Below are 20,551 nucleotides of genomic sequence, written 5' to 3' on the forward strand. Positions count from 1 at the left end.
ACGCGCTGGACCCACTAGCCTTATCAAACATGGCAGCGACGAAGGTTTTCGCCGCCCGGTTGGCGGGCTTGGTGGTACTGGGACCGGACGGCGAGTCTATCGGCCGCGTCCGCGACATCGTGATCTCCATCCGATACGACCGGCAGCAGCCCCGGGTACTGGGCATTCTCGTCGAACTGCCCACCCGGAAGCGGATTTTCGTGCCCATGCTGCGGGTGCAGGCCATCGAACCCGGCGCGATCACCCTCACCACCGGAACCATCAGTGTGCGCCGCTTCGAGCAGCGGCCGGGCGAACTGCTGGCCATCGCACAGATTCTCGACTCCACCGTGCGCGTCGCCGACCCCGAACTCGAACATCTGGCGGGCGTGGACGTGGTGGTGGTCGACCTCGGCATCGACAAGGGCCGCACCCGCGACTGGGTGGTGTCGCGGGTCGCGGTGCGCGAACGCCGCCGCCTCGGTGTGGGTTTCGGCCGCCGCGGCGCGGTGCACGTGGTCGACTGGGCGCAGGTGCGCGGGCTCACCCAGACCGAACTGAACATGCCCGGTCAGGACGTCACCCAGCTGCTGGGACAGTTCGAGGGCATGCGGGCCGCCGACGTCGCGCACATGCTGCGGGAACTGCCGCTCAAGCGCCGCATCGAGGTGTCCGCGGCCTTCGACGACGAACGCCTCGCCGACGTGGTCCAGGAACTGCCCGAGAACGACCAGGTGGAACTGCTCGAGCAGCTCGGCGTGGAACGCGCCGCCGACCTGCTCGAGGCCATGGACCCCGACGACGCGGCCGACCTGCTGGGCGAACTGCCCGCGGGCGAGGCGGAATCGCTGCTGGCGCTGATGGATCCGGAGGATTCCGAACCGGTCCGCCGCCTGCTCGAGCACGCGCCCTACACCGCGGGCGGTCTGATGACCCCGGACGCGGTGGTGCTGACCGCCTCCACCACCGTCGCCGAGGCGCTGGCCCGGATCCGAGATCCCGAGCTCACCCCGGCGCTGGCCTCCATGGCCTTCGTGGTGCGCCCGCCCACCGCCACCCCGACCGGCCGGTACCTGGGCTGCGTGCACTTCCAGCAACTACTGCGGGAACCGCCGGCCAACCTGGTCGGCGGCATCGTGGACACCGATCTGGTGCAGCTGCGCCCCGATGCCCCGCTCACCGCGGTCACCCGATATTTCGCCACCTACAACCTGGTGTGCGGACCGGTGGTGGACGCGGAGAATCATCTCTTGGGCGCCGTCAGCGTCGACGACGTGCTCGACCACCTGCTCCCCGAGGACTGGCGTGAGCAGGACGAGGACAATCACGACGTGCACGGGATGCCTGTGATCGAAGGGACGGGAGGCCGCTCATGAGCGAACGGCTCGACAAATCCAGTGCGCGCCAACGCCTGGAGACGCCCCTCGAGAATCGCTTCCGCGGCTTGGACTGGGACGCCGAGGCACTCGCGGTCACCAGCGAGCGGATCGCCCGATTCCTGGGCACGGGCCGCTATCTGGTGATCCAGACCGTCATCGTGGTGGTGTGGATCCTGCTCAACGTGTTCGCGCTGCGGCTGCAGTGGGACCCGTACCCGTTCATCCTGTTGAACCTCGCGTTCTCCACCCAGGCCGCCTACGCCGCGCCGCTGATTCTGCTGGCGCAGAACCGGCAGGACAACCGCGACCGCGTCTCGCTCGAGGAGGATCGGACCCGAGCGGCCCAGACGAAGGCCGACACCGAGTTCCTGGCAAGGGAGCTGGCCGCCCTGCGACTCGCCGTGGGTGAGGTCGCCACGCGCGACTACGTGCGCAGGGAACTGGACGATATCAAGGAAACCCTGGTCAGATTGGAGAAACTGGCCGCCGACGGGGAGATCGTCCAGTCGCGGAAAGCAAAGAAGGGTACCGAGCGAAAGGCCAACGAGGTCGCGATTTCGGCACAGAAAGATGGCGACTGACCACAGAAGTTGTACCGAACAAGCTGACTCATGGGTAACCTGGATCACGTTGTTCCGAGCGACCGACCCAGACACTGCCGCAGCACACGTGTCACCACGGGGCTCCGGCCGCACGACTGAGGGGATTGTGTGGTGGCGAAGAGAATTTCTGCTCCGGTGACAGCGTCTGCGCTGTTGATAGCGGGCCTGGTCACCGCCGGTTCCGCCACCAACACGACGGTCCACCCCGTCGCCCCGCAGGCCGCGCCCGACGCCTTGCTCGCGGCCTCCGCCGCGACCAACGCGAGTCTGAACACGCCTGTGGACACGCCGTCGGATCGGCTCGTCGGACTGGTGCCGGCTGCTCCGGAGGCGCCCCGCAAACTCAGCGCAATGACTCCGCCCGCGGACGGCATGCCGCTCTTCGGCGGCACCGTCCCGCTGCGCGACATCGCCCTGCCCGGCGGCGGCGGACTGCTCGGCATCCCGGAGATCGTGCTGGCCGCCTACCGCAATGCCGAACTGGCGCTGCAGTCTTCGGACCCCAACTGCCATCTGCCGTGGTACCTGCTGGCCGGTATCGGCCGCATCGAGTCCAACCACGCCAACAACGGCCGCACCGACGCCGCGGGCACCACGGTCACCCCGATCTACGGTCCGGCGCTGGACGGGACACTGCCCGGCAACGAGATCATCAAGGCCGCCGACGGCAACTACGTGCGCGCCGTCGGGCCCATGCAGTTCCTGCCCAGCACCTGGTCGCTGTACGCCGCCAACGGAAAGGGCAGCGGCACACCCGATCCCAACAACGTCTTCGACGCCGCGCTGGCGGCCGGGAAGTACCTGTGCTCGGGCGGCCTGGATCTGGCCGACTCGCAGCAGCAGCTGCGGGCGGTGCTGCGCTACAACAATTCGATCTCCTACGCGGCCAATGTGCTCAGCTGGGCCAACGCCTACCGGACCGGCGGCGCGCCGCAGCAGGTGAGCATCTCGCCGGATCTGGTGCCCAACAACTACGTTCCGGTCAACGGCCCGGACATCACGGTGGCCTCCACCACGATTCCGGCCGGACCCGCGCCGGAGGGCGCCCAGCAGACGGTCGTGACCACCACGCCCGGCGCGACCCAGGTGATGATCACCATCGCGGGCCTGCCGCCGATCCCGTGCGGCATCTTCTGCCCGGCCACCCCGGCCGTGCCCGCCAATCCCTGTGAGCAGGTGGCGGTTCCGGCGCCGGCGCCGGATCAGAAGCCCGCCGACGCGGCCACCGACCCGGCCGCCGAGGATCCGGCCAAGCCCGCCGACGCGCAGCCCGCCGACCAGAAGCTGGGCCCCGACGGCAAGCCGTTGCCCAAGGATCAGCCCATCATCACCACCTGCACCGCGCCGGTGCAGCAGGCCGAGAACAAGCCGCAGGATCAGCCGCAGCAGGGTGTCCAGCAACCGCGGGACCAGCAAACGGTGACGCCGTCCAAGACGCCGGAGGCGCAGCCGCAGCCGCCCGCGGACGCCGCCCCGGAGGTCGTCGATCCGACCACTCCGGCGCCCGGCATCACGCTGCCGTTCGGCATCACGATCCCGCTCCCGGCTCCGGCCCCCGCGCCGGTTCCGTAACGAAGGTGTGATTCGCGAGTTTCGGCGCGTCGCTCCGGAACTCGCGTTTGACTAGGCATTCCTTCAAAACCTGAAAGTTGATCACGAAGATGTAACAAGAAGGTCTCGGATGAGGTAACGTGACCTGTGTTGCATCTCCCCGGTATCAACCGATGGCAATGGAGGGTCACCACACAGTGGGTCGTCACCGTAAACCCCCGGTCCCCAGAGTTCGTCGTGGATCGGTCATCGCATTGACCGGGCTCGTGCCCGCAGGGCTCGCCACAGTTACCGGAGCGGGTGATGGCCACATCACCGACAAGCTCGCGGCAACCTTCCAGCACCAGTTCGGCGGCGACGAAGACCAGCCACCCGCACCGGAGGCGGCCCCGCCCGCCGCCCCAGCCCCCGAACCCCTCCTGCACGAAGCCAAACAGGTTGCGCCCGTGGGCCCGCCGGAGATCAAGTCCGTCGCGCTGCCCGAGGGCCGGGTGCCCGCCGCCCGCGCCGCCGGACCGCTCGGCATGCCCGGCATCGCCCACGACGCCTACCAGAACGCCGAACACGTGCTGGCCGTGGAGAACCCGACCTGCAACATGCCGTGGAACCTGCTGGCCGGCATCGGCCGGGTGGAATCCACGCACGGCTTCGGCGGCAAGGTCGACGAGGACGGCAATCCGCTGCAGCCCATCTACGGCCCGGTGCTCGACGGAAGCCTTTACGGCAACAACGTCATCCAGACCTCCGACGGCGGCGACCTGGACGGCCTGTCCGGCAGCTACCGCCGCGCCGTCGGGCCCATGCAGTTCCTGCCCGAGACCTGGCGCAAGTACGCGGCCGACGGCAACGGGGACGGCATCGCCGATCCGCAGAACATCTACGACGCCACGCTCACCGCGGGCAAGTACCTGTGCTCGGGCGGCCTCGACATGCGTGACCCGGGCCAGCAGACGCGGGCCATCCTGCGCTACAACAACTCGATGGCCTACGTCGCCAATGTGATGGCGTGGGAGACCGCGTACGGCTCCGGCATCGCTCCCTCGGCCGCCGCCCTCCCCCGCATCTGACACCCGCCCCGCATCTGACATGAGTGTGCCCCGCATCGGGGCGCGAAACCGGCGCTCCTAGACTTGGGCCCATGCCAGTGGTTACGGAATCGGATGTGCGGGGCGCGCTCGCGAAGGTGAACGACCCGGAGATCCGGAAACCGATCACCGAGCTGGGCATGGTGAAGAGCGTCGACGTCGGCGCGGATGGCGCGGTCAAGGTCGTGATCTACCTGACCACCTCGGCGTGCCCGATGAAATCCGCCATCCAGGAACGGGTCACGAAGGCCGTCAACGACGTGCCCGGAGTCGGCGCCGTCAGCGTCGACCTGGACGTGATGAACGACGAGCAGCGCACCGAGCTGCGCCGCAAGCTGCGCGGTGACGCCGCCGAGCCGGTCATCCCGTTCGCCCAGCCCGGATCGCTCACCCGTGTGTACGCGGTCGCCTCCGGCAAGGGTGGCGTCGGAAAGTCCTCGGTCACCGTGAATCTCGCCGCCGCCATGGCCGCGAAGGGCCTCTCGGTGGGTGTGCTCGACGCCGACATCTACGGCCACAGCGTGCCGCGCATGCTGGGCACCGAGCAGCGGCCCACCCAGGTCGAGCGGATGATCATGCCGCCCATCGCGCACGACGTGAAGGTCATCTCGATCTCCATGTTCACCCAGGGCAACACGCCCGTGGTGTGGCGCGGCCCGATGCTGCACCGCGCGCTGCAGCAGTTCCTGGCCGACGTCTTCTGGGGCGACCTCGACATCCTGCTGCTGGACCTGCCGCCGGGCACCGGCGACGTGGCCATCTCGCTGGCCCAGCTGATCCCCAATGCCGAGATCCTGGTCGTCACCACCCCGCAGCTGGCCGCCGCCGAGGTCGCCGAGCGCGCGGGCAGCATCGCCCTGCAGACCCGGCAGCGGATCGCGGGCGTCATCGAGAACATGTCCTGGCTGGATCTGCCGGACGGCTCGCGCATGGAGCTGTACGGCTCGGGCGGCGGTCAGACCGTGGCCGACAACCTGACCCGCACCATCGGCGCGAATGTGCCGCTGCTGGGCCAGATCCCGATCGAGCAGCAGCTGCGTGAGGCCGGCGACGAGGGCACCCCGATCGTGCTGCGCGCGCCCGAGAGCCCCTCGGGCAAGGCGCTGCTGGACATCGCCGAGAAGCTCTCGGTCCGCCGCCGCGGCCTGGCGGGCATGTCGCTGTCCATCGACACCACCCGCCACCTGTAGCGAAGGGGCCGTGCGGAATTCGACGGCCGAATTCCGCCGGGGTGTGGGCAGCCGCCCGCGACGGTGACCCCTAAGCTCGGGGCATGCTCACCATGCTGCTGTACGTGCTGATCGTCGGACTGGTCGCCGCCCTGCTGTTCCTGGTGGCCAGTGCGATCTTCGGGCGGTCCGAGGAGCTCGGGCCGCTGCCGGAGGGCACCACGGTCACCGTGCTGCCCGTGGCGGGCATCAGCGGGACCGATGTGCGGGCGCTGCGCTTCCAGCAGGTGTTCCGGGGGTACAAGGCCGGTGAGGTCGATTGGGCGTTGACCCGGCTCGCCGCCCGCATCGACGAACTCGAGGGTCAGCTGGCGCAGGCGACGGCCCCGGCGGACGCGCCCGAGGAGACGCCACGCCCGGACGGCGAACGGGAAGTTCCCGAAGTGCTGACGGCCGATCCCGCCGAGCCGGGCCCCGAGGCCACTCGATGACCGTGCCCGTGGAATCCGACGGACGAATTCGGTGCGGTTGGTCGGAGGGTTCGCAGCTGTACCGGGAATACCACGATCAGGAGTGGGGTCGCCCGTTGCACGGCGATGACGCGCTGTTCGAACGGGTGTGCCTGGAGGCCTTCCAATCGGGGCTGGCGTGGATCACGATTCTGCGCAAGCGGCCCGCGTTCCGGGCGGCATTCGCGGGCTTCTCCACCGAGCGGGTGGCGGGGTTCGGAGAGGCCGATGTGGAACGCCTGCTGACCGACCCGGGCATTGTTCGCAATCGAGCCAAAATCGAGGCCAGCGTCCACAATGCGCGGGTTGCCCGGGATCTCGACGAGAGTCTCGACACGCTGCTCTGGAGCTTTGCCCCGGCCCCGCGGAAGCGGCCTCGGAAAATGTCCGATGTGCCCGCTGTCACGCCCGAATCCACCGCTCTCGCAAAAGAACTCAAGCGGCGCGGGTTCAAATTCGTGGGACCCACCACGGCGTACGCACTCATGCAAGCGACAGGGATGGTAGACGATCACATCGCCGATTGCTGGGTGAATGTGGGGACACGCTGAACGCCACGTCGGTCGGTTTTTGGAACTCAGGTACCCGCCCCGATCCGCGATAGGGAAGAATGGGCAAGGTGTAGCCCGCCACATACCGGCGGGCTGCCTGGTTGGTGACAACTGGAGTTCCATGAAAGTGCGCAGCAGACCGCGCAGATCTGGAGGGAGCAGAGGATGGCGGCCATGAAGCCCCGCACCGGGGACGGTCCCCTCGAGGCAACCAAGGAAGGGCGTGGAATCGTGATGCGGGTTCCACTCGAGGGTGGCGGGCGTCTGGTCGTCGAGCTCACGCCGGATGAAGCCGCGGCGCTCGGTGACGAACTCGTCAAGGTCACCAGCTGATCGCTGCCGGTGAGCCCAACCCGGGGGCTCCTCCCCGGAGCCCCCGGCTTACCGGTATCGCGGTGAACGACAACACACAGCACCCCATAGTCGGCACGGACCAGCGCTCCCCCGCGGATCGGCTTCTGGCCTGCGCCGACCTGCTGGCCTGCCCACAGTGCGGCCATCCCCTGACGGCCGGCGTCGACCCGGCTGCCGACGACTCGCCGACCCGAACCCTGCGCTGCCGGCTCGGCCACAGCTACGACCTGGCCAAACAGGGCTACGTCAGCCTCCTCACCGGCGCGTCCACCAAGATGACCGGCGACACCCCGGCCATGCTCGACGCCCGCGCCGCCTTCCAATCCGCCGGCCACTTCGCCCCGATCGCCGCCGCCCTGGCCGCCGCGATCGCGACGCCCCTGCCCGGCCGCGCTGCCGACACCTCACTATTCGGAGCGGACTCGCCCCCGGCTGCCGCTGCCACCGACGCCCGACCGGCCCCACTGCGCGAGGACGGGGCGGCGACCCCCACCGCCCTCCGCAATTCGCGCAAATCCGGCACCGACTCGGCATCCCGCCATCATCGAGCCCGCGCCGGTATCGCCACGCCCGGAATGTCGGTCGCCACCGCCTCCGCCGCACGACTGGCCGCCACGCTCCTGTCCGGCGAGACGGCCGCGACGGGCGGCGGGCGCACCGAGGCCCCCGGCACGCCGGAAAGTCCGGTCGGCAGCCGGTCCTGGGCGGGGCCGGACCCGGCGGCGGAATCGCCGACGCCCGTTCGGATTGAAGCGGCCGATCGCGGTCTCGCGGTCCTCGAGATAGGCGCGGGCACCGGCTACTACGTGGCCGCGGTACTGGACGCGCTGCCCGGAGCGCGCGGCATCGCCCTGGATGTGTCGAAGGCAGCTGCCCGTCGGGCGGCTCGGGCTCATGTGCGGGCGGGGTCGGTGCTGGCGGACGCGTGGCGTGGGCTGCCCGTGCCCGACGGGGTGATGAGCGCGGTCGTGTCGGTGTTCGCGCCGCGGAACGCGGACGAGGTCGCTCGGGTGCTGGCCGAGGGCGGGCGGTTCGTGGTGGTGACTCCGACCTCGAGGCATCTGCGGGAGCTGATCGAGCCGCTGGGGATGGTGAGCGTGGACGCGGCCAAGGAGGATCGGCTCGCCGAATCCCTCGGGGAGCGTTTCGAGCTGGTGGGGCGCGAGGCCGTCGAATACACGATGTCGCTCACGCACGAGGATGTGGCGCGCGTGGTGGCGATGGGACCGTCGGCGTTCCACGGGGACGAGGGCCGGGCCGAAGCTGTTGCGGCGCTGCCCGATCCGGTGGCGGTGACCGCTTCCGTGACGGTCTCGGCGTACCGGCCACGCTGAGCCGGGCCGATCCGGTCCCGGAAGCGTGTGGCGCTCACGGCTGTTCGCGCGGCGCGGCCGGGCGGTTCGGGAGCAGGGCGAGCAGATTGTGGACCAGCGGCCGGTCGTCGCCCACGCGGGTCGCGGTGTAGATGGTGGTGGCGGCTGCGGTTCCGGTCAGAGGGATGATGCGGACCGAGTCGGGGGCGGTGAAGGTGGCGCTGCGCGGGGCGATGGTGATGCCGAGGCCCGCGGCAACCAGGTAGAGGATGATCGTCCAGTTGGTGGCTTCCTGGACTATGCGGGGCCGGCGTCCGGATTCCAGGAGCGGGGTGAGGTTCTTCTCGTAGGCGAGTTCGCCTGCCGCGCGGGGGAAGAAGACCACGGGGTGGTCGGCGAGTTCGGCGCCGGTCAGGGTGGGGCGGGCGGCGGCGGGGTGGTCGGCGGGCAGGACCGCTACGAACGGTTCGGTGATGAGCGGGGTGGTGACCGTGCCGGGCTGGTCGTCGGGGTCGCGGACGATGGCCATGTCGAGGGTGCCGGAGGCGAGGCGGGCCATCAGGTGGCTGGTGAAGCCTTCGGTCAGGTCGACGTGGACGAGGGGGAAGCGTTCACGGAATTCGCGGACGCCGCGCAGGGGTTCGAGGGGCAGGACCGAGGGGACGAAGCCGAGGTGCAGGGTGCCCTGGCCGCCCTGGCCGATGCGGATCACCTCGGCGAGGTCGCGGTCGGCGTGGCCGAGCAGGGCGGCGGCGCGGTCGCGCAGCACAATCCCGGCCGGGGTGAGGGCGACGGTGCGGGAGGTGCGGTCGAAGAGCCGGGTGCCGAGCAGGGTTTCCAGGCGCTGGATCTGCTGGGTGAGGGCGGGCTGGGCGATGTGCAGGCGGGCCGCTGCGCGCCCGAAGTGCAGTTCCTCGGCGACGGCCTGGAAATACCGCAGATGCCGCAACTCCACCCCAGCGTTCATAAGCTGATGATATCGATCGCAGCTATCAAGTATTGGACGTTATGGTTCGAAGTCCGACATGCTTTCGGGGTGACGCAGCAGATGGACGCCGAAGCCCCCGAGCTCGATTCGATCGTGGTCGCACCGATGGCCGGACCCGAGGACGCGCGCGCCTTCCGGGACCTGAATCTGGAGTGGATCGAGGCCTTCTTCACGGTCGAGGCCGCCGACCTGGCCACCCTCGACAATGCCGAGGCCATCGTCGCGAACGGCGGCGAGGTGCTCGTCGCCCGGCTGGACGGTGCGGCCGTCGGCTGCGTGGCCCTGGTCCAGGAGCATCCGGGAGTCTTCGAATTGTCGAAAATGGCTGTGTCGCCACGCTTCCGGGGCCGGGGCATCGGCCGCGTGGTGTTGCGGGCGGCCATCGACCGGGCCCGCGAGCTGGGTGCGAAGCAGTTCTTCCTGGCCAGCAATGCCCGCCTGGCGAGCGCCGTGCACCTCTACGAGTCGATGGGTTTCGTCCACGTCCCGCCGTCGGAGTTGCCGCCCAGCCCCTACGACCGCGCCGACGTGTTCATGCGCTACCCGCTCTGATTCAGCCCTTGCGAACCTGGTCGTAGATCCGCGCGGTGCGGGCCGCGATCTGTGTCCAGTCGAAGTGGTGGATGGCCCGGACCCGCCCGGCCGTCCCCATGGCGGCGGCGGTGACGGGGTCGGCGGCCACCAGGTTGACGGCCCGGGCCAGGCCGCGTTCGTAGTCGTGGGGGGCGTGCTCGTCGTAGTGGACCAGCCGCCCGGTCTCCCCTTCGGCCACCACCTCCGGAATGCCGCCGACGTCGGAGGCGACCACGGCGGTCCCGCAGGCCATGGCCTCCAGGTTCACGATGCCCAGCGGCTCGTACACCGACGGGCACACGAAAACCGTTGCGGCGGCGAGCACCTGCCGGACCAGTTCGGTCGGCAGCATCTCCTTGATCCAGAACACCCCGTCGCGGTCGTCGCGCAGCGCGCGGACCGCGGTCGCCACCTCCGCCTCCATGGCGGGGGTGTCGGCGGCGCCGGCCAGCAGGACGAGCTGGATGTCGGGGTCCAGGTGCCGGGCGGCGGCCAGCAGATGCGGCACGCCCTTCTGCCGGGTGATGCGCCCGACGAAGGCGGCGATCGGCCGGTCCTGCGACACGCCGAGTTCGGTGAGCACGTCACGGGAGCCGAGCGCGGGCCCGCCCGGATGCCAGACCCGGGCGTCGATACCGTTGTGCACCACGTGGACCTTCCCGGGGTCGATGTCGGGATAGGCGTCGAGGACGTCGGCCCGCATGCCCGCGCTGACCGCGATCACGGCGTCGGCGTAGGTCACGGCATTGTGCTCCGACCACGACGAGAGCCGGTAGCCGCCGCCGAGCTGTTCGGCCTTCCATGGCCGCCGCGGTTCCAGCGAATGCGCGGTCAGCACGTGCGGAATCCCGTACAGCTGCGCGGCCAGATGCCCGGCCAGCCCGGTGTACCAGGTGTGCGAGTGCACCACGTCGGCGAAGCTCGCGGCGTCGGCCATCCGCAACTGCGCCGACATCATCTGGACGGCGGAGTTGGCGGCGAAGAGCATCGGATCCGGTTGGTGCACCACCGCATCCGTGCGCGCGACCCCCATGCAGTGCACGGTGACGTCGCACAGTTCCCGCAGCCTGGGCACCAGTTCGGTGACGTGCACCCCCGCCCCGCCGTACACCTCGGGCGGGTATTCACGGGTCATCATGGCCACTCGCAGTCCACGAGGTGCTCTGTCCATGGCCTCCGCTCCGCTCCGGCTGTCCGCGGCCCTCTAAGGCTCGGTGTCTCTCATCCCCGGGTGTTCATCGCGACGTGTGCACGGGTCCAACGTAAACGCTCGCTGTGGAACCATCCAATCGACGTGGCCAGCAAGATCGCGATGAACACGGCACATGCTGGACATTCCACGTTCGGGTGCACCCGGTAGTTTCAGTGGTGTGAGGAGCCAGCCGCACGTACTCGGGATCGTGCTCGCCGGTGGCGAGGGCAAGCGACTCTTTCCGCTCACCAAGGACCGCGCCAAGCCCGCGGTGCCGTTCGGCGGCGCGTACCGGCTCATCGACTTCGTGCTGTCGAATCTGGTGAACGCCGGTTACCTGCGGATTTGTGTTCTGACGCAGTACAAGTCGCATTCCCTGGACCGGCACATCTCGCAGACCTGGCGATTGTCGGGGTTCGGCGGGGAGTACATCACCCCGGTGCCGGCGCAGCAGCGGCTGGGGCCGCGCTGGTACACCGGCTCGGCGGACGCGATCATGCAGTCGCTGAACCTGATCTACGACGAGGACCCCGAGTACATCGTGGTGTTCGGCGCGGACCACGTCTACCGGATGGATCCCGAGCAGATGGTGCAGGCGCACATCGAGTCCGGGGCGGGCGTGACGGTGGCGGGCATCCGGGTGCCGCGCAGCTCGGCCAGTGCCTTCGGCTGCATCGATTCCGACGAATCCGGCCGCATCATCGGCTTTCTGGAGAAGCCGGTGCACCCGCCGGGCACCCCCGACGACCCGAACGTCACCTTCGCTTCCATGGGCAATTACGTCTTCACCACGAAGGTGCTGGTGGACGCGATCCGCGCCGATGCCGACGACAACGACTCCGACCACGACATGGGCGGCGACATCATCCCGTCCCTGGTGCGCGGCGGCGCGGCCGCGGTCTACGACTTCTCCACCAATGTGGTGCCCGGCGCGACCGACCGCAGCCGCGGCTACTGGCGTGACGTCGGCACCATCGACGCCTTCTACGACGCCCACATGGATCTGGTGTCGGTGGACCCGGTGTTCGACCTGTACAACAAGCACTGGCCGATTCGCGGTGCGGCCGAGAACCTCCCGCCCGCCAAGTTCGGCCGTGGCGGGCTGGCCCAGGAGTCGATCGTGGGCGCGGGCAGCATCCTGTCGGCGGCGACCGTCCGCAATTCGGTGCTGTTCTCCAACGTGCTGGTGGAGGACGGCGCGACGGTGGAGGGCAGCGTGCTCATGCCGGGAACCCGGATCGGCCGGGGCGCGGTGGTGCGGCACGCCATCCTGGACAAGAACGTGGTGGTGACCGAGGGCGAGATCATCGGCGTCGATCGGGAACGCGATCGGGAACGCTTCGCGGTCAGCAACGGCGGCGTCGTGACCGTGGGCAAGGGCACCTGGGTCTGATCGCGACACGGTATAGGAGTGGACAGTCGGCGGTCGTTGGCCCGAAAATCTTTCGATAGGGAGCGCTGCCGACGCAGGGCCGCGCGGGAGGGATCATCATGGGCCGTCCGGCGCGGGTCGTCACCGCACTCACCTGTCTCGCCTTGATCGCCGCACTGGCCTCCGGCTGCGGCCGTTCGGGCACCGCCGTCCCCGGCGAACTGGATGTCCGCACCCTCGACACCGGGACCTATCCGGTGAATCGCTACACCTACGACCGCAACAACGGCGGCAAGGGCGCGACGCTCGAGGGCATCCGCATGACCGCCGCGGTGGCTCCCGCGGTGAAGATCGATCCGGCATTGAACATCGGCCGCGGCGGTGCGGTGCTGGCCAGCGTCGACGATGTGCTCAATGTCAGTCACCTGGCGTCCGCGGTGAAGAACGTGCTGGTGAATCGCGGCTTCGTGGCCGGTTTCGCGGCCAGCGGCTCCGATCGTGAGGACGTCAACGACAATCCGGACCCGAACGGCACCACCATCACCACCCGCGTGCTGCGCTTCCCGACCGCGGATGCCGCGAAGCTGGCGGCCCGCGAGCTGGAGGACGCCGACTTCTCGGTGGCGTTGAACGTCAATCAGAAGCTCACCCTGCCCGACTATCCGGACGCGTACGCGCACTGGCGGCCGGGCGTGCCCACCATCGGAGTCGCGATGGCGCACAAGGATTTCGTGATCTCGCTGTTCATCCTGCGCCCCACCGCCGATCTGCAGGGCTTGCTGTCCTGGTCCAAGAAGACCCTGGACGCGGAGGTCCCGGTGCTGGACGCGTTCGCGGCCACCCCGAACGATCAGATCGCCCAGCTGCCGGTGGATCCGGATCGCCTGCTGGCCCGCACCCTGGTGATGGACCGCGACCACCGGACGGTGGATCCGGACAAGTTCGCGGTGTTCCCGGCCAACTGGCTGGTGCTGCCGTCGGATGATCTGGGGTTCTGGACCAAGCTGGTGGCCGATACCGGCGCGAGCGAGATGTCGGTCGCGGACGGCAGTTTCGTGATCCGGGTGCGCGACGCGCAGGCGGGCGCGGACCTGATGGCCGGAATGATCCGGAATCTGCAGGAGACGACCACGACCGCCGTGGACGACAAGGTGCCGGATTCCCAGTGCGTGCACCGATCCTCGGACAAGAAGCCCAGCCGCTGCTATGTCCGCTACAAGCAGTACGTGGGCGTGGCGGACGGGTCCAATGACGCCGAGGCGAAGAAGAAGGCGGTCGCGCAGTACGCGCTGCTGGCCAACAGCTTGTAGCGAATTCTGGTGCGGCGCTCAGGGCGCCGCGTCTCGGAAGCGGATGCGATCCGCGTCCAGCAGTCGCCAGGCGGCGGGCCGATGGGCGCGGTCGCCGGTGGCGGGTTCCGGCTCGGCGCAGCGGTGACATTCCGATTCCGCTACCGCGCAGTCGGTTTCACCTTCGGCTGGGCATGGCGTGGCCGCGCTGCGGGAGACGGTGTGCCGGGCCCGGGTGAGCCCGCCGCGCGGGGTGCTGTCGTCCCGGAACCGGTAATCGCGAAAACCGAACGGCTGCAGCAGTGCTCGCAGGAACTCCGCGCCGTCGCCGGGCAGCACGGTGCGCTGCTCGCCGAGGATGTCGACGCCCTGGTGGTACCAGACCCGCGCGACCAGGCCCTCGATCGGATCCACCGCCCGGAAGGTGGCGCGGCCGTCCGCGGCGAGCCGGAATTCGGCGATGCGCCGCCACTGCCCGCCGTCGCGGAAGTACAACCCGACCACGGCCGGTACCCGCTGACCCATGGGAACCCCCACTCGTCGAACTATTCTCGTGGAGTATCCGACCGCGCTATCCGGAAACCTGGTGGGCCGCCCGGAAACCTGAAGTGCCGTCCGGAAACCTCGCGGCGACCGATCAGTTCGTGATTCCGGGTCGCATCGGGAACCCGGGCGCGGGTGTGCCGGTGCCGCAGAACGGCTGACACGAGCCCGTCGTGGTCGGCACGTAGCGGGATTCGCGGTCGTCGAATCGGGCGCCGCTCACCAGCATGAGCACCAGTAGCGCCGCACCCAGGATGCCGCCGAAGACGACCAGTGCCGGCCACAGCCATCCCGTCGGCAGGTGCACCCCGAGGGCCAGTCCCTCGAACATCTCCCCCACCTCCTAGCGATAAATCGATCCCCTTCTGGGGTACACCCCAGGCCCGGCCCGAATCCACCCCTGGACACTGCCCCTGCACCGCCACCGCTGCCCTCCCGCCATACCCGCACCGGCAGCTGATGATTCGCTGCCGGGCCGCCCGTGTGCCGGGCACGCGAACGGCCGCCCCGGATGTCCGGGGCGGCCGTTCGCGGGGCGGTCGCCGTCAGGCCGAGCGCAGGTCCCGGCGGCGGAATGCGATGAGCCCCACCGTGATCAAGGCCACGTCGACCAGCAGCAGCACCACGATCGGGGTGGCGGTGAACGCCGCGCCCGGCACCTTGGGCGCGTGCTCGAAGGGGTTCAGGTCGCGCAGCCATTGCGGCGCACCGGACAGCGAGCCGAGCAGGAACGCGGCGATGGCGGCGGTCAGCACACCCCAGGCGACGGAACTCCAGCGCGGCAGCAGCCCGAACAGGGCCACGGTGATGGCCGCGAAGGTCCACACCGCGGGCACCTGCACCAGAGCGGCGGCCAGGGTCTGCCCCAGCTTGCCGCCGACGTCCCCGGCGGCACGGCCGTAGACCAGCCCGGCGAGCCCGGCCGACGCCATCAGGGCCAGCAGCGGACCGAGCAGTCCATACGCCAGATGCGATGCCACCCAGCGGGTTCGCGACACCGCGCCGGTGAGCAGGGTCTCGGCGTGCGCGGTGCTCTCCTCGGCGTGCAGCCGCAGCGTGGCCGACACCGCGTACGCGGCCGCGCCGACCGCGACCATGGTGAACGCGTAGTTCACCATCGCCTTCTCCAGCGAGTCCGAGCCGCCCATGCGGGTGATCAGGTCCTTGATGGTCTGGCTGGTGCCGAGCTCGTCGCCGATGCCGTGGATCACGCTGCCGATCAGCAGCCCGTACAGCCCGAGCCCGACGGTCCAGGCCAGCAGGGTGCCGCGCTGCAACCGCCACGCGAGTCCGAAGGGACCGCTCAGGGCGGGCCCGGCGCCGGCCGCGCCGGGTCGCTCGGCGATCAGGCCGGCGCCGATATCCCGGTGTGCCAGCAGGTAATACGCGGCGACGGTCAGCACCACGGTGGCGGCCAGGTGCAGCAGCAGGATGGCGAAGTGGTCGCCCGCGTACGGCCGCACCTGCAGTGACCAGCCCTGCGGCGAGAGCCAGGTGAGCGGACTGGTCGGCCCGTCTCCGGCGCGCGCGTCGCCGATGGCCCGCAGCGTGTAGGTGACGCCCAGCACCGCGAAGGCGAGCCCGCGCGCCACCCGCGCGCTCACCGACAGTTGCGCGGTGACCGCCGCGACCGAGGCGAACACGATGCCGGACGCGGCCAGCGCCAGCCCGAACGCCAGCGACCCGGCCTTCGGGACCGAAGTGCCCGCGAGACTGACGAATCCGAGCAGTCCCGTGGCCAGTGCCGCACCGTAGGTCATGATCAGCACGGCGGTGAGGCCCGCGAAGCGGCCCACCCGGGTGGCGGCCAGCAGTTCGGTGCGGCCGGTCTCCTCGTCGGCGCGGGTGTGCCGGATGACGGTGAGGATGGTGGCGATCCCGATGAGCGTGTGGAACATCCCCGCTTTCCAGATGCCCACGGCCCCCAGGTCGGTGGGGTTGTAGACGGGCCCGTACATGGCGAGCTGGGCGGGGCTGGCGAGGATGCTGGTCGCGAGGTGCGCCAGATCCTCCGGTGTGCTGTACACCTTCTCGACGCTCTTGATGTAGACGCTGCCCAGCGGCAGCGACAGCAGCAGCACCCACAGCGACAGCACGATCCGGTCGCGCCGCAGGTACAACCGCAGCAGCTGGCCGGTGCCGGTGAAATCGGCTGCGCGCAGCGGTGATTCGGCGATGCGAGGTGCGGTGGCGGTGACGGCGGTCATTTCGACACCTTCTCGCGCTCGCCGGCGGGCGCGCCGCCGTCGAGCGAATAGTGGCGCAGGAACAGTTCTTCCAAGGTCGGCGGCTGACTGACCAGGCTGCGCACCCCCGCGTCGCCCAGCACCCGGATGAGTTCGCCGAGGTGTTCGCTGTCGACCTGGCAGTGCAGGGTGCTGCCCTCCACACTGATGTCCTCGACACCGGGCACCCGGCTGAGATCGCCTGGGCTGCCGATCATCTCGGCGGTGATAGAGGTGCGCGACAGGTGCCGCATCTGCGCGAGCGTGCCGGTCTCCACGGTCTTGCCGGACCGGATGATGGTGACCCGCTGGCACAGCTTCTCGACCTCGGACAGGATGTGACTCGACAGCAGCACGGTGGTACCGCGCGCCACCGCCTCGGCCACGCATTCGCCGAATATCTGCTCCATCAACGGGTCCAGGCCCGAGGTGGGTTCGTCGAGCAGCAGCAGCCGCGCGTTCGACGAGAAGGCCGACACCAGCGCCACTTTCTGCCGGTTGCCTTTGGAGTAGGTGCGCGCCTTCTTGGTCGGGTCCAGTTCGTAGCGCTCGATCAGTTCGGCGCGCCGGTCCTCGTCGATGCCGCCGCGCATGCGGGCCAGCAGGTCGATGGTCTCGCCGCCGGACAGCGAGGGCCACAGCGTGACATCGCCGGGCACGTAGGCGATGTCACGATGCAGAGCGACGGCGTCGGTCCACGGGTCGCGGCCCAGTACCCGGGCCTCGCCCGAGGTGCGGGACAGGATGCCGAGCAGGACGCGGATGGTGGTGGACTTCCCGGCCCCGTTCGGCCCGAGGAAGCCGTGCACCTCGCCGTGCGCGACCTCCAGGTCGAGGCCGTCCAGCGCGCGCACCTGCCCGAAGTTCTTGTGCAGGTCCCGGACTTCGATCGCCGGGCTGGCGGGAGTGGTCATCGAATCTCCTTGCAGGAAAACGATTGTGGGGAGCCGAGGGTCTATTCGGCTTGCTGTTGGAGGTAGGCGTCCAGCATCGTGCGGTCGGCCAGCAGGCCGGAGCTGTAGAGCTCGAGTGCGGGCAGCATCATGTGATCGGCGTACTCGCGCAACGCCTTCCGGTAGTCCACGGGCCCCTCGTGCTCGGCCGCGTACAGCTGCAGGAACATCATCATGCCGCCGCCGTTCTGGGTGGCGATGTAGCGCGCCATGGCCGCGATGTCGGACATGGCCCGCACGGTGCCGGACGCGATCCCGGCCCGCAGGTACAGCTCGGTGTCCTCGACCATGTGCTCGAAGAAGTTCCGCAACAGTGGCCCACCCGCCTGGAGACTGCGCATCAGGTAGGCCATCAGCGGCGCGAATTCCTCGATCTCGGCGAGCTGCCGCATCGTCGCGGTGGGTGAGGGGTCCTGGACCGACTCCAGCTTGGCGGCCTTGACGGTCGCGCGGACCTGGTCATCGCACGCCTCCCGGAGTCCGTCCTTGGACCCGAAATAGTGGATGACCAGCCCGGGGGACACTCCGGCGGCGGTGGCGATGGCACGCACGCCGACCCCGAACCCTTGTTCCCCGAACACGGTGATCGCGGCGTCGCGAATCCGCGCCCGGGTGGTCAGATCGTCGATTGAACGCACGTTCAACAGATTAAACACTCGTTCAACGCGAGCGCAAGGGGGAGCGCGGGACACATTCGGTCCGATTGGTCATCAGAGAAATCTGGCGTGCGCCTCGGGGATTTTCCGCGCGCGGAAAAACGCCCGCGAGCAATGATCGCCGCGCGGACTATCGCCGGGCGGAACACCTCGGCGACGTCGAAATCATCACCGGCCGTGGGGTTCTCGCCCCGTGCGCCGGATCCTCAGCCGCACGAGGCGCAGAGATCTCAGCCGCGCGAGGCGCAGAGCAGGCCGTCCCCCACCGGGATCAGCACGCTGGTCAGATCCGGATCCTCGGCGATCGCCCGGGTGGCGGCGCGCACGGCCGTGGTCTGCGGGTCGCGCTGGCTCGGATCCGGCACGCGCCCGCCGAGCAGCGCGTTGTGCAGCAGGATCGCCCCGCCCTCGCGGAGCAATCGCACCGCCTGCACCACGTACTGGGGGTGCTCCAGCGGCGCGGCGTCGATGAAGACCAGGTCGTAGGCCCCATCGGCGAGTCGCGGCAGCACGTCGAGGGCGCGGCCGTTGATGAGCCGGGTGCGGGCGGGCGCGATCTCGGCCGACCGGAACGCCTCACGGGCCGCGCGCTGATGCTCGGGCTCGGAGTCGATGGTGGTCAGCGTGCCGTCCTCGCGCATGCCGTCGAGCAGCCACAGCCCGCTCACCCCCGCCCCGGTGCCGACTTCGACCACGGCCCGCGCCCCGAGCAACTGGGCGTACATGCTGAGCAGCGCGCCGACTGCCGGCGCGACCGGGGCGGCGCCGAGTTCGAGCGCGCGTTCGCGCGCGCCGACGAGGATGTCGTCCTCGGCGACGGATTCCTCGACGTATTCGAGGTTGCGCTGCAGGTTCTGTGCCGCGGGAGTCAGGCTCACGCAGTAGAGGCTAATGGCGATACACCGGTAAGGCGTGGCGGTGACCGGCCGGTGTGGCGATTTTTCTCAGGTGTCCCTCAGCCTCTGCATACGGCTGCCACATCACGACCGACCAGAGTAATGCTCACGCCAGGCCAGCGACCGCGGTCTCGGGGAACGGGAACAGCCGATCGAACGGATGGGTTGACACCGGTAACCGAGGTTCACGGTCCCGAGTAGGAGGTAACCCCATCCACATGGTCGACGCGGCGCGTGAACACGCCAACACCCTGCACCCGCAGATCCAGCCGCACGACAGCGACACCCCGCTGGACGGTGCGTTGCTGCTGTCCCCCGCCGACGACGAGGCCGCCCTCACCGGGACCGCCGCCTTCGACGCCACCGGCGACCGCAATGTCATGCCCACCTGGGACGAACTGGTCCGTGAGCACGCCGACCGCGTGTACCGCCTGGCCTACCGCCTCACCGGTGATCCGCAGGACGCCGAGGATCTGACCCAGGAAACCTTCATCCGGGTCTTCCGTTCCTTGCAGAACTATCAGCCCGGCACCTTCGAAGGCTGGCTGCACCGCATCACCACCAACCTGTTCCTGGACATGGTCCGCCGCCGCAACCGCATCCGTATGGAGGCGCTGCCCGAGGACTACGACCGCGTCCCGTCCGAGGGTCCCGATCCGGAGCAGGCCTACCACGACGCCAACCTGGATCCGGATCTGCAGTCCGCGCTGGACTCGCTGGCCCCGGAGTTCCGTGCCGCCGTGGTGCTCTGTGACATCGAGGGCCTGTCGTACGAGGAGATCGGCGCGACGCTGGGCGTCAAGCTGGGCACCGTCCGCAGCCGCATCCACCGAGGACGTCAGGCACTGCGCGAGCAACTCGAGCATAATGGGGTGGAGCGGCGCATCGCCGCCGAGCAGATCGGGTGACCCGCGGGCAGCGCTCGCCCGAAGACCTCGAATCGTCCGGAAGGGTGTGCAGCGTATGAACGGCGAGGACCGACCGCACCGTCGTCCCCCGCGTTTCGCCCCCACCGAGCATCTGGCCAGTGAGGCCATCGCCGCCTACGTGGACGGCGAACTACGGATGAACGCGTATCTGCGTGCCGCCCACCACCTTTCCGTGTGCCGCGAGTGCGCGGCCGAGGTGGACGCCCAGCAGCAGGCGCGGATCGCGCTGCGGCAGTCCTCCGATCAGATCTCCGCGCCGCTGAGCCTGCACGACACGCTGAGCCGGATTCCGCGGGCGCTGTTGCAGGAGTGCGCCAATCACCCCGCGCCGGATCCGGCCGATCGGGATCGGGGTCCGCTGGCGCGCGGCATGAGTTCCTTCGGGCTGCGCCAAGATTCGTTCGACAGCAGACGGTGGACCTCGTGGTGGCGCAAGTAGAGTC

At 69.4% G+C, this 20,551-nt stretch carries 22 protein-coding genes; 14 read left to right on the forward strand and 8 right to left on the reverse strand.

Annotated elements, in window-relative coordinates:
• Positions 1 to 29: 29 nt before the first annotated feature.
• From ACQPYY_RS28230 to ACQPYY_RS28270, 9 genes are all read left to right on the forward strand, one after another.
• A complete protein-coding gene (locus ACQPYY_RS28230) occupies positions 30 to 1,355 on the forward strand; it encodes a magnesium transporter MgtE N-terminal domain-containing protein (protein ID WP_433591632.1) in 1,326 nt (441 codons plus the stop codon).
• Positions 1,352 to 1,939, forward strand: coding sequence for a DUF1003 domain-containing protein (locus ACQPYY_RS28235; protein WP_379093780.1), 588 nt, complete (start codon positions 1,352 to 1,354; stop codon positions 1,937 to 1,939). The genes ACQPYY_RS28230 and ACQPYY_RS28235 overlap by 4 nt, the downstream gene beginning before the upstream one ends.
• Before the next feature lie 156 nt (positions 1,940 to 2,095).
• The gene (locus ACQPYY_RS28240) at positions 2,096 to 3,532 is read left to right on the forward strand and encodes a lytic transglycosylase (RefSeq protein WP_433591633.1); all 1,437 of its coding nucleotides are present in this window, start codon (positions 2,096 to 2,098) and stop codon (positions 3,530 to 3,532) included.
• 176 nt (positions 3,533 to 3,708) lie between these two features.
• Positions 3,709 to 4,578 (forward strand): lytic transglycosylase domain-containing protein, encoded by an 870-nt coding sequence (locus tag ACQPYY_RS28245; RefSeq protein ID WP_433591634.1) that lies wholly within the window; start codon positions 3,709 to 3,711, stop codon positions 4,576 to 4,578.
• 71 nt (positions 4,579 to 4,649) lie between these two features.
• On the forward strand, positions 4,650 to 5,786 hold the full coding sequence (locus ACQPYY_RS28250) for an Mrp/NBP35 family ATP-binding protein (RefSeq protein ID WP_379093771.1): 1,137 nt from the start codon (positions 4,650 to 4,652) through the stop codon (positions 5,784 to 5,786).
• 83 nt (positions 5,787 to 5,869) lie between these two features.
• Entirely contained in the window at positions 5,870 to 6,256 is a 387-nt protein-coding gene (locus ACQPYY_RS28255; protein ID WP_433591635.1) for a DivIVA domain-containing protein, read from the forward strand.
• Positions 6,253 to 6,825: a DNA-3-methyladenine glycosylase I gene (locus ACQPYY_RS28260; protein ID WP_433591636.1), complete on the forward strand. Its 573-nt coding sequence runs from the start codon at positions 6,253 to 6,255 to the stop codon at positions 6,823 to 6,825. Before ACQPYY_RS28255 ends, ACQPYY_RS28260 begins: the two co-directional genes overlap by 4 nt.
• Positions 6,826 to 6,990: 165 nt before the next feature.
• On the forward strand, positions 6,991 to 7,158 hold the full coding sequence (locus ACQPYY_RS28265) for a DUF3117 domain-containing protein (protein ID WP_083869218.1): 168 nt from the start codon (positions 6,991 to 6,993) through the stop codon (positions 7,156 to 7,158).
• 62 nt (positions 7,159 to 7,220) lie between these two features.
• Entirely contained in the window at positions 7,221 to 8,513 is a 1,293-nt protein-coding gene (locus tag ACQPYY_RS28270) for a methyltransferase domain-containing protein (protein ID WP_433591637.1), read from the forward strand.
• 34 nt (positions 8,514 to 8,547) lie between these two features.
• On the opposite strand, the gene ACQPYY_RS28275 is transcribed toward ACQPYY_RS28270, so the two are convergent.
• A complete protein-coding gene (locus tag ACQPYY_RS28275; RefSeq protein ID WP_433591638.1) occupies positions 8,548 to 9,459 on the reverse strand; it encodes a LysR family transcriptional regulator in 912 nt (303 codons plus the stop codon).
• Positions 9,460 to 9,528: 69 nt separating this feature from the next.
• Here ACQPYY_RS28275 and ACQPYY_RS28280 point away from each other — a divergent pair, with 69 nt between their 5' ends.
• The gene (locus ACQPYY_RS28280) at positions 9,529 to 10,032 is read left to right on the forward strand and encodes a GNAT family N-acetyltransferase (RefSeq protein ID WP_433591639.1); all 504 of its coding nucleotides are present in this window, start codon (positions 9,529 to 9,531) and stop codon (positions 10,030 to 10,032) included.
• Position 10,033: 1 nt separating this feature from the next.
• Here ACQPYY_RS28280 and glgA read toward each other — a convergent pair whose 3' ends face one another.
• The gene (gene glgA / locus ACQPYY_RS28285; RefSeq protein ID WP_433594753.1) at positions 10,034 to 11,203 is read right to left on the reverse strand and encodes a glycogen synthase; all 1,170 of its coding nucleotides are present in this window, start codon (positions 11,201 to 11,203) and stop codon (positions 10,034 to 10,036) included.
• Between the two features lie 220 nt (positions 11,204 to 11,423).
• Between glgA and glgC the strand changes: the two genes are divergently transcribed.
• Together glgC and ACQPYY_RS28295 are read left to right on the forward strand one after the other, a co-directional pair.
• Complete coding sequence (gene glgC / locus ACQPYY_RS28290) at positions 11,424 to 12,638, forward strand: glucose-1-phosphate adenylyltransferase (RefSeq protein WP_379093751.1); 1,215 nt, start codon at positions 11,424 to 11,426, stop codon at positions 12,636 to 12,638.
• 98 nt (positions 12,639 to 12,736) lie between these two features.
• Positions 12,737 to 13,927, forward strand: a complete 1,191-nt coding sequence (locus ACQPYY_RS28295; protein ID WP_433591640.1) for a DUF7373 family lipoprotein — start codon at positions 12,737 to 12,739, stop codon at positions 13,925 to 13,927.
• 18 nt (positions 13,928 to 13,945) lie between these two features.
• On the opposite strand, the gene ACQPYY_RS28300 is transcribed toward ACQPYY_RS28295, so the two are convergent.
• The 6 genes from ACQPYY_RS28300 to ACQPYY_RS28325 all read right to left on the reverse strand — a co-directional run bounded on the left by ACQPYY_RS28300 (position 13,946) and on the right by ACQPYY_RS28325 (position 19,161).
• Entirely contained in the window at positions 13,946 to 14,443 is a 498-nt protein-coding gene (locus ACQPYY_RS28300) for a hypothetical protein (RefSeq protein WP_379093746.1), read from the reverse strand.
• Positions 14,444 to 14,543: 100 nt separating this feature from the next.
• Positions 14,544 to 14,780, reverse strand: a complete 237-nt coding sequence (locus ACQPYY_RS28305) for a hypothetical protein (RefSeq protein WP_379093743.1) — start codon at positions 14,778 to 14,780, stop codon at positions 14,544 to 14,546.
• A gap of 214 nt (positions 14,781 to 14,994) precedes the next feature.
• Entirely contained in the window at positions 14,995 to 16,656 is a 1,662-nt protein-coding gene (locus ACQPYY_RS28310; RefSeq protein WP_433591641.1) for an ABC transporter permease, read from the reverse strand.
• Positions 16,653 to 17,588: an ABC transporter ATP-binding protein gene (locus ACQPYY_RS28315; RefSeq protein WP_433591642.1), complete on the reverse strand. Its 936-nt coding sequence runs from the start codon at positions 17,586 to 17,588 to the stop codon at positions 16,653 to 16,655. The genes ACQPYY_RS28310 and ACQPYY_RS28315 overlap by 4 nt, the downstream gene beginning before the upstream one ends.
• 41 nt (positions 17,589 to 17,629) lie before the next feature.
• On the reverse strand, positions 17,630 to 18,265 hold the full coding sequence (locus ACQPYY_RS28320; protein WP_379093734.1) for a TetR/AcrR family transcriptional regulator: 636 nt from the start codon (positions 18,263 to 18,265) through the stop codon (positions 17,630 to 17,632).
• A 248-nt stretch (positions 18,266 to 18,513) separates the two neighbouring features.
• A complete protein-coding gene (locus ACQPYY_RS28325) occupies positions 18,514 to 19,161 on the reverse strand; it encodes an O-methyltransferase (RefSeq protein ID WP_433591643.1) in 648 nt (215 codons plus the stop codon).
• Positions 19,162 to 19,397: 236 nt separating this feature from the next.
• Here ACQPYY_RS28325 and sigE point away from each other — a divergent pair, with 236 nt between their 5' ends.
• Together sigE and ACQPYY_RS28335 are read left to right on the forward strand one after the other, a co-directional pair.
• On the forward strand, positions 19,398 to 20,087 hold the full coding sequence (gene sigE / locus ACQPYY_RS28330; protein WP_379093731.1) for an RNA polymerase sigma factor SigE: 690 nt from the start codon (positions 19,398 to 19,400) through the stop codon (positions 20,085 to 20,087).
• A 55-nt stretch (positions 20,088 to 20,142) separates the two neighbouring features.
• Positions 20,143 to 20,547, forward strand: a complete 405-nt coding sequence (locus ACQPYY_RS28335; protein ID WP_379093728.1) for a hypothetical protein — start codon at positions 20,143 to 20,145, stop codon at positions 20,545 to 20,547.
• Positions 20,548 to 20,551: the final 4 nt, after the last annotated feature.

The sequence above is a fragment of the Nocardia sp. CA-145437 genome, from assembly GCF_050956485.1.
Classification (GTDB): domain Bacteria; phylum Actinomycetota; class Actinomycetes; order Mycobacteriales; family Mycobacteriaceae; genus Nocardia.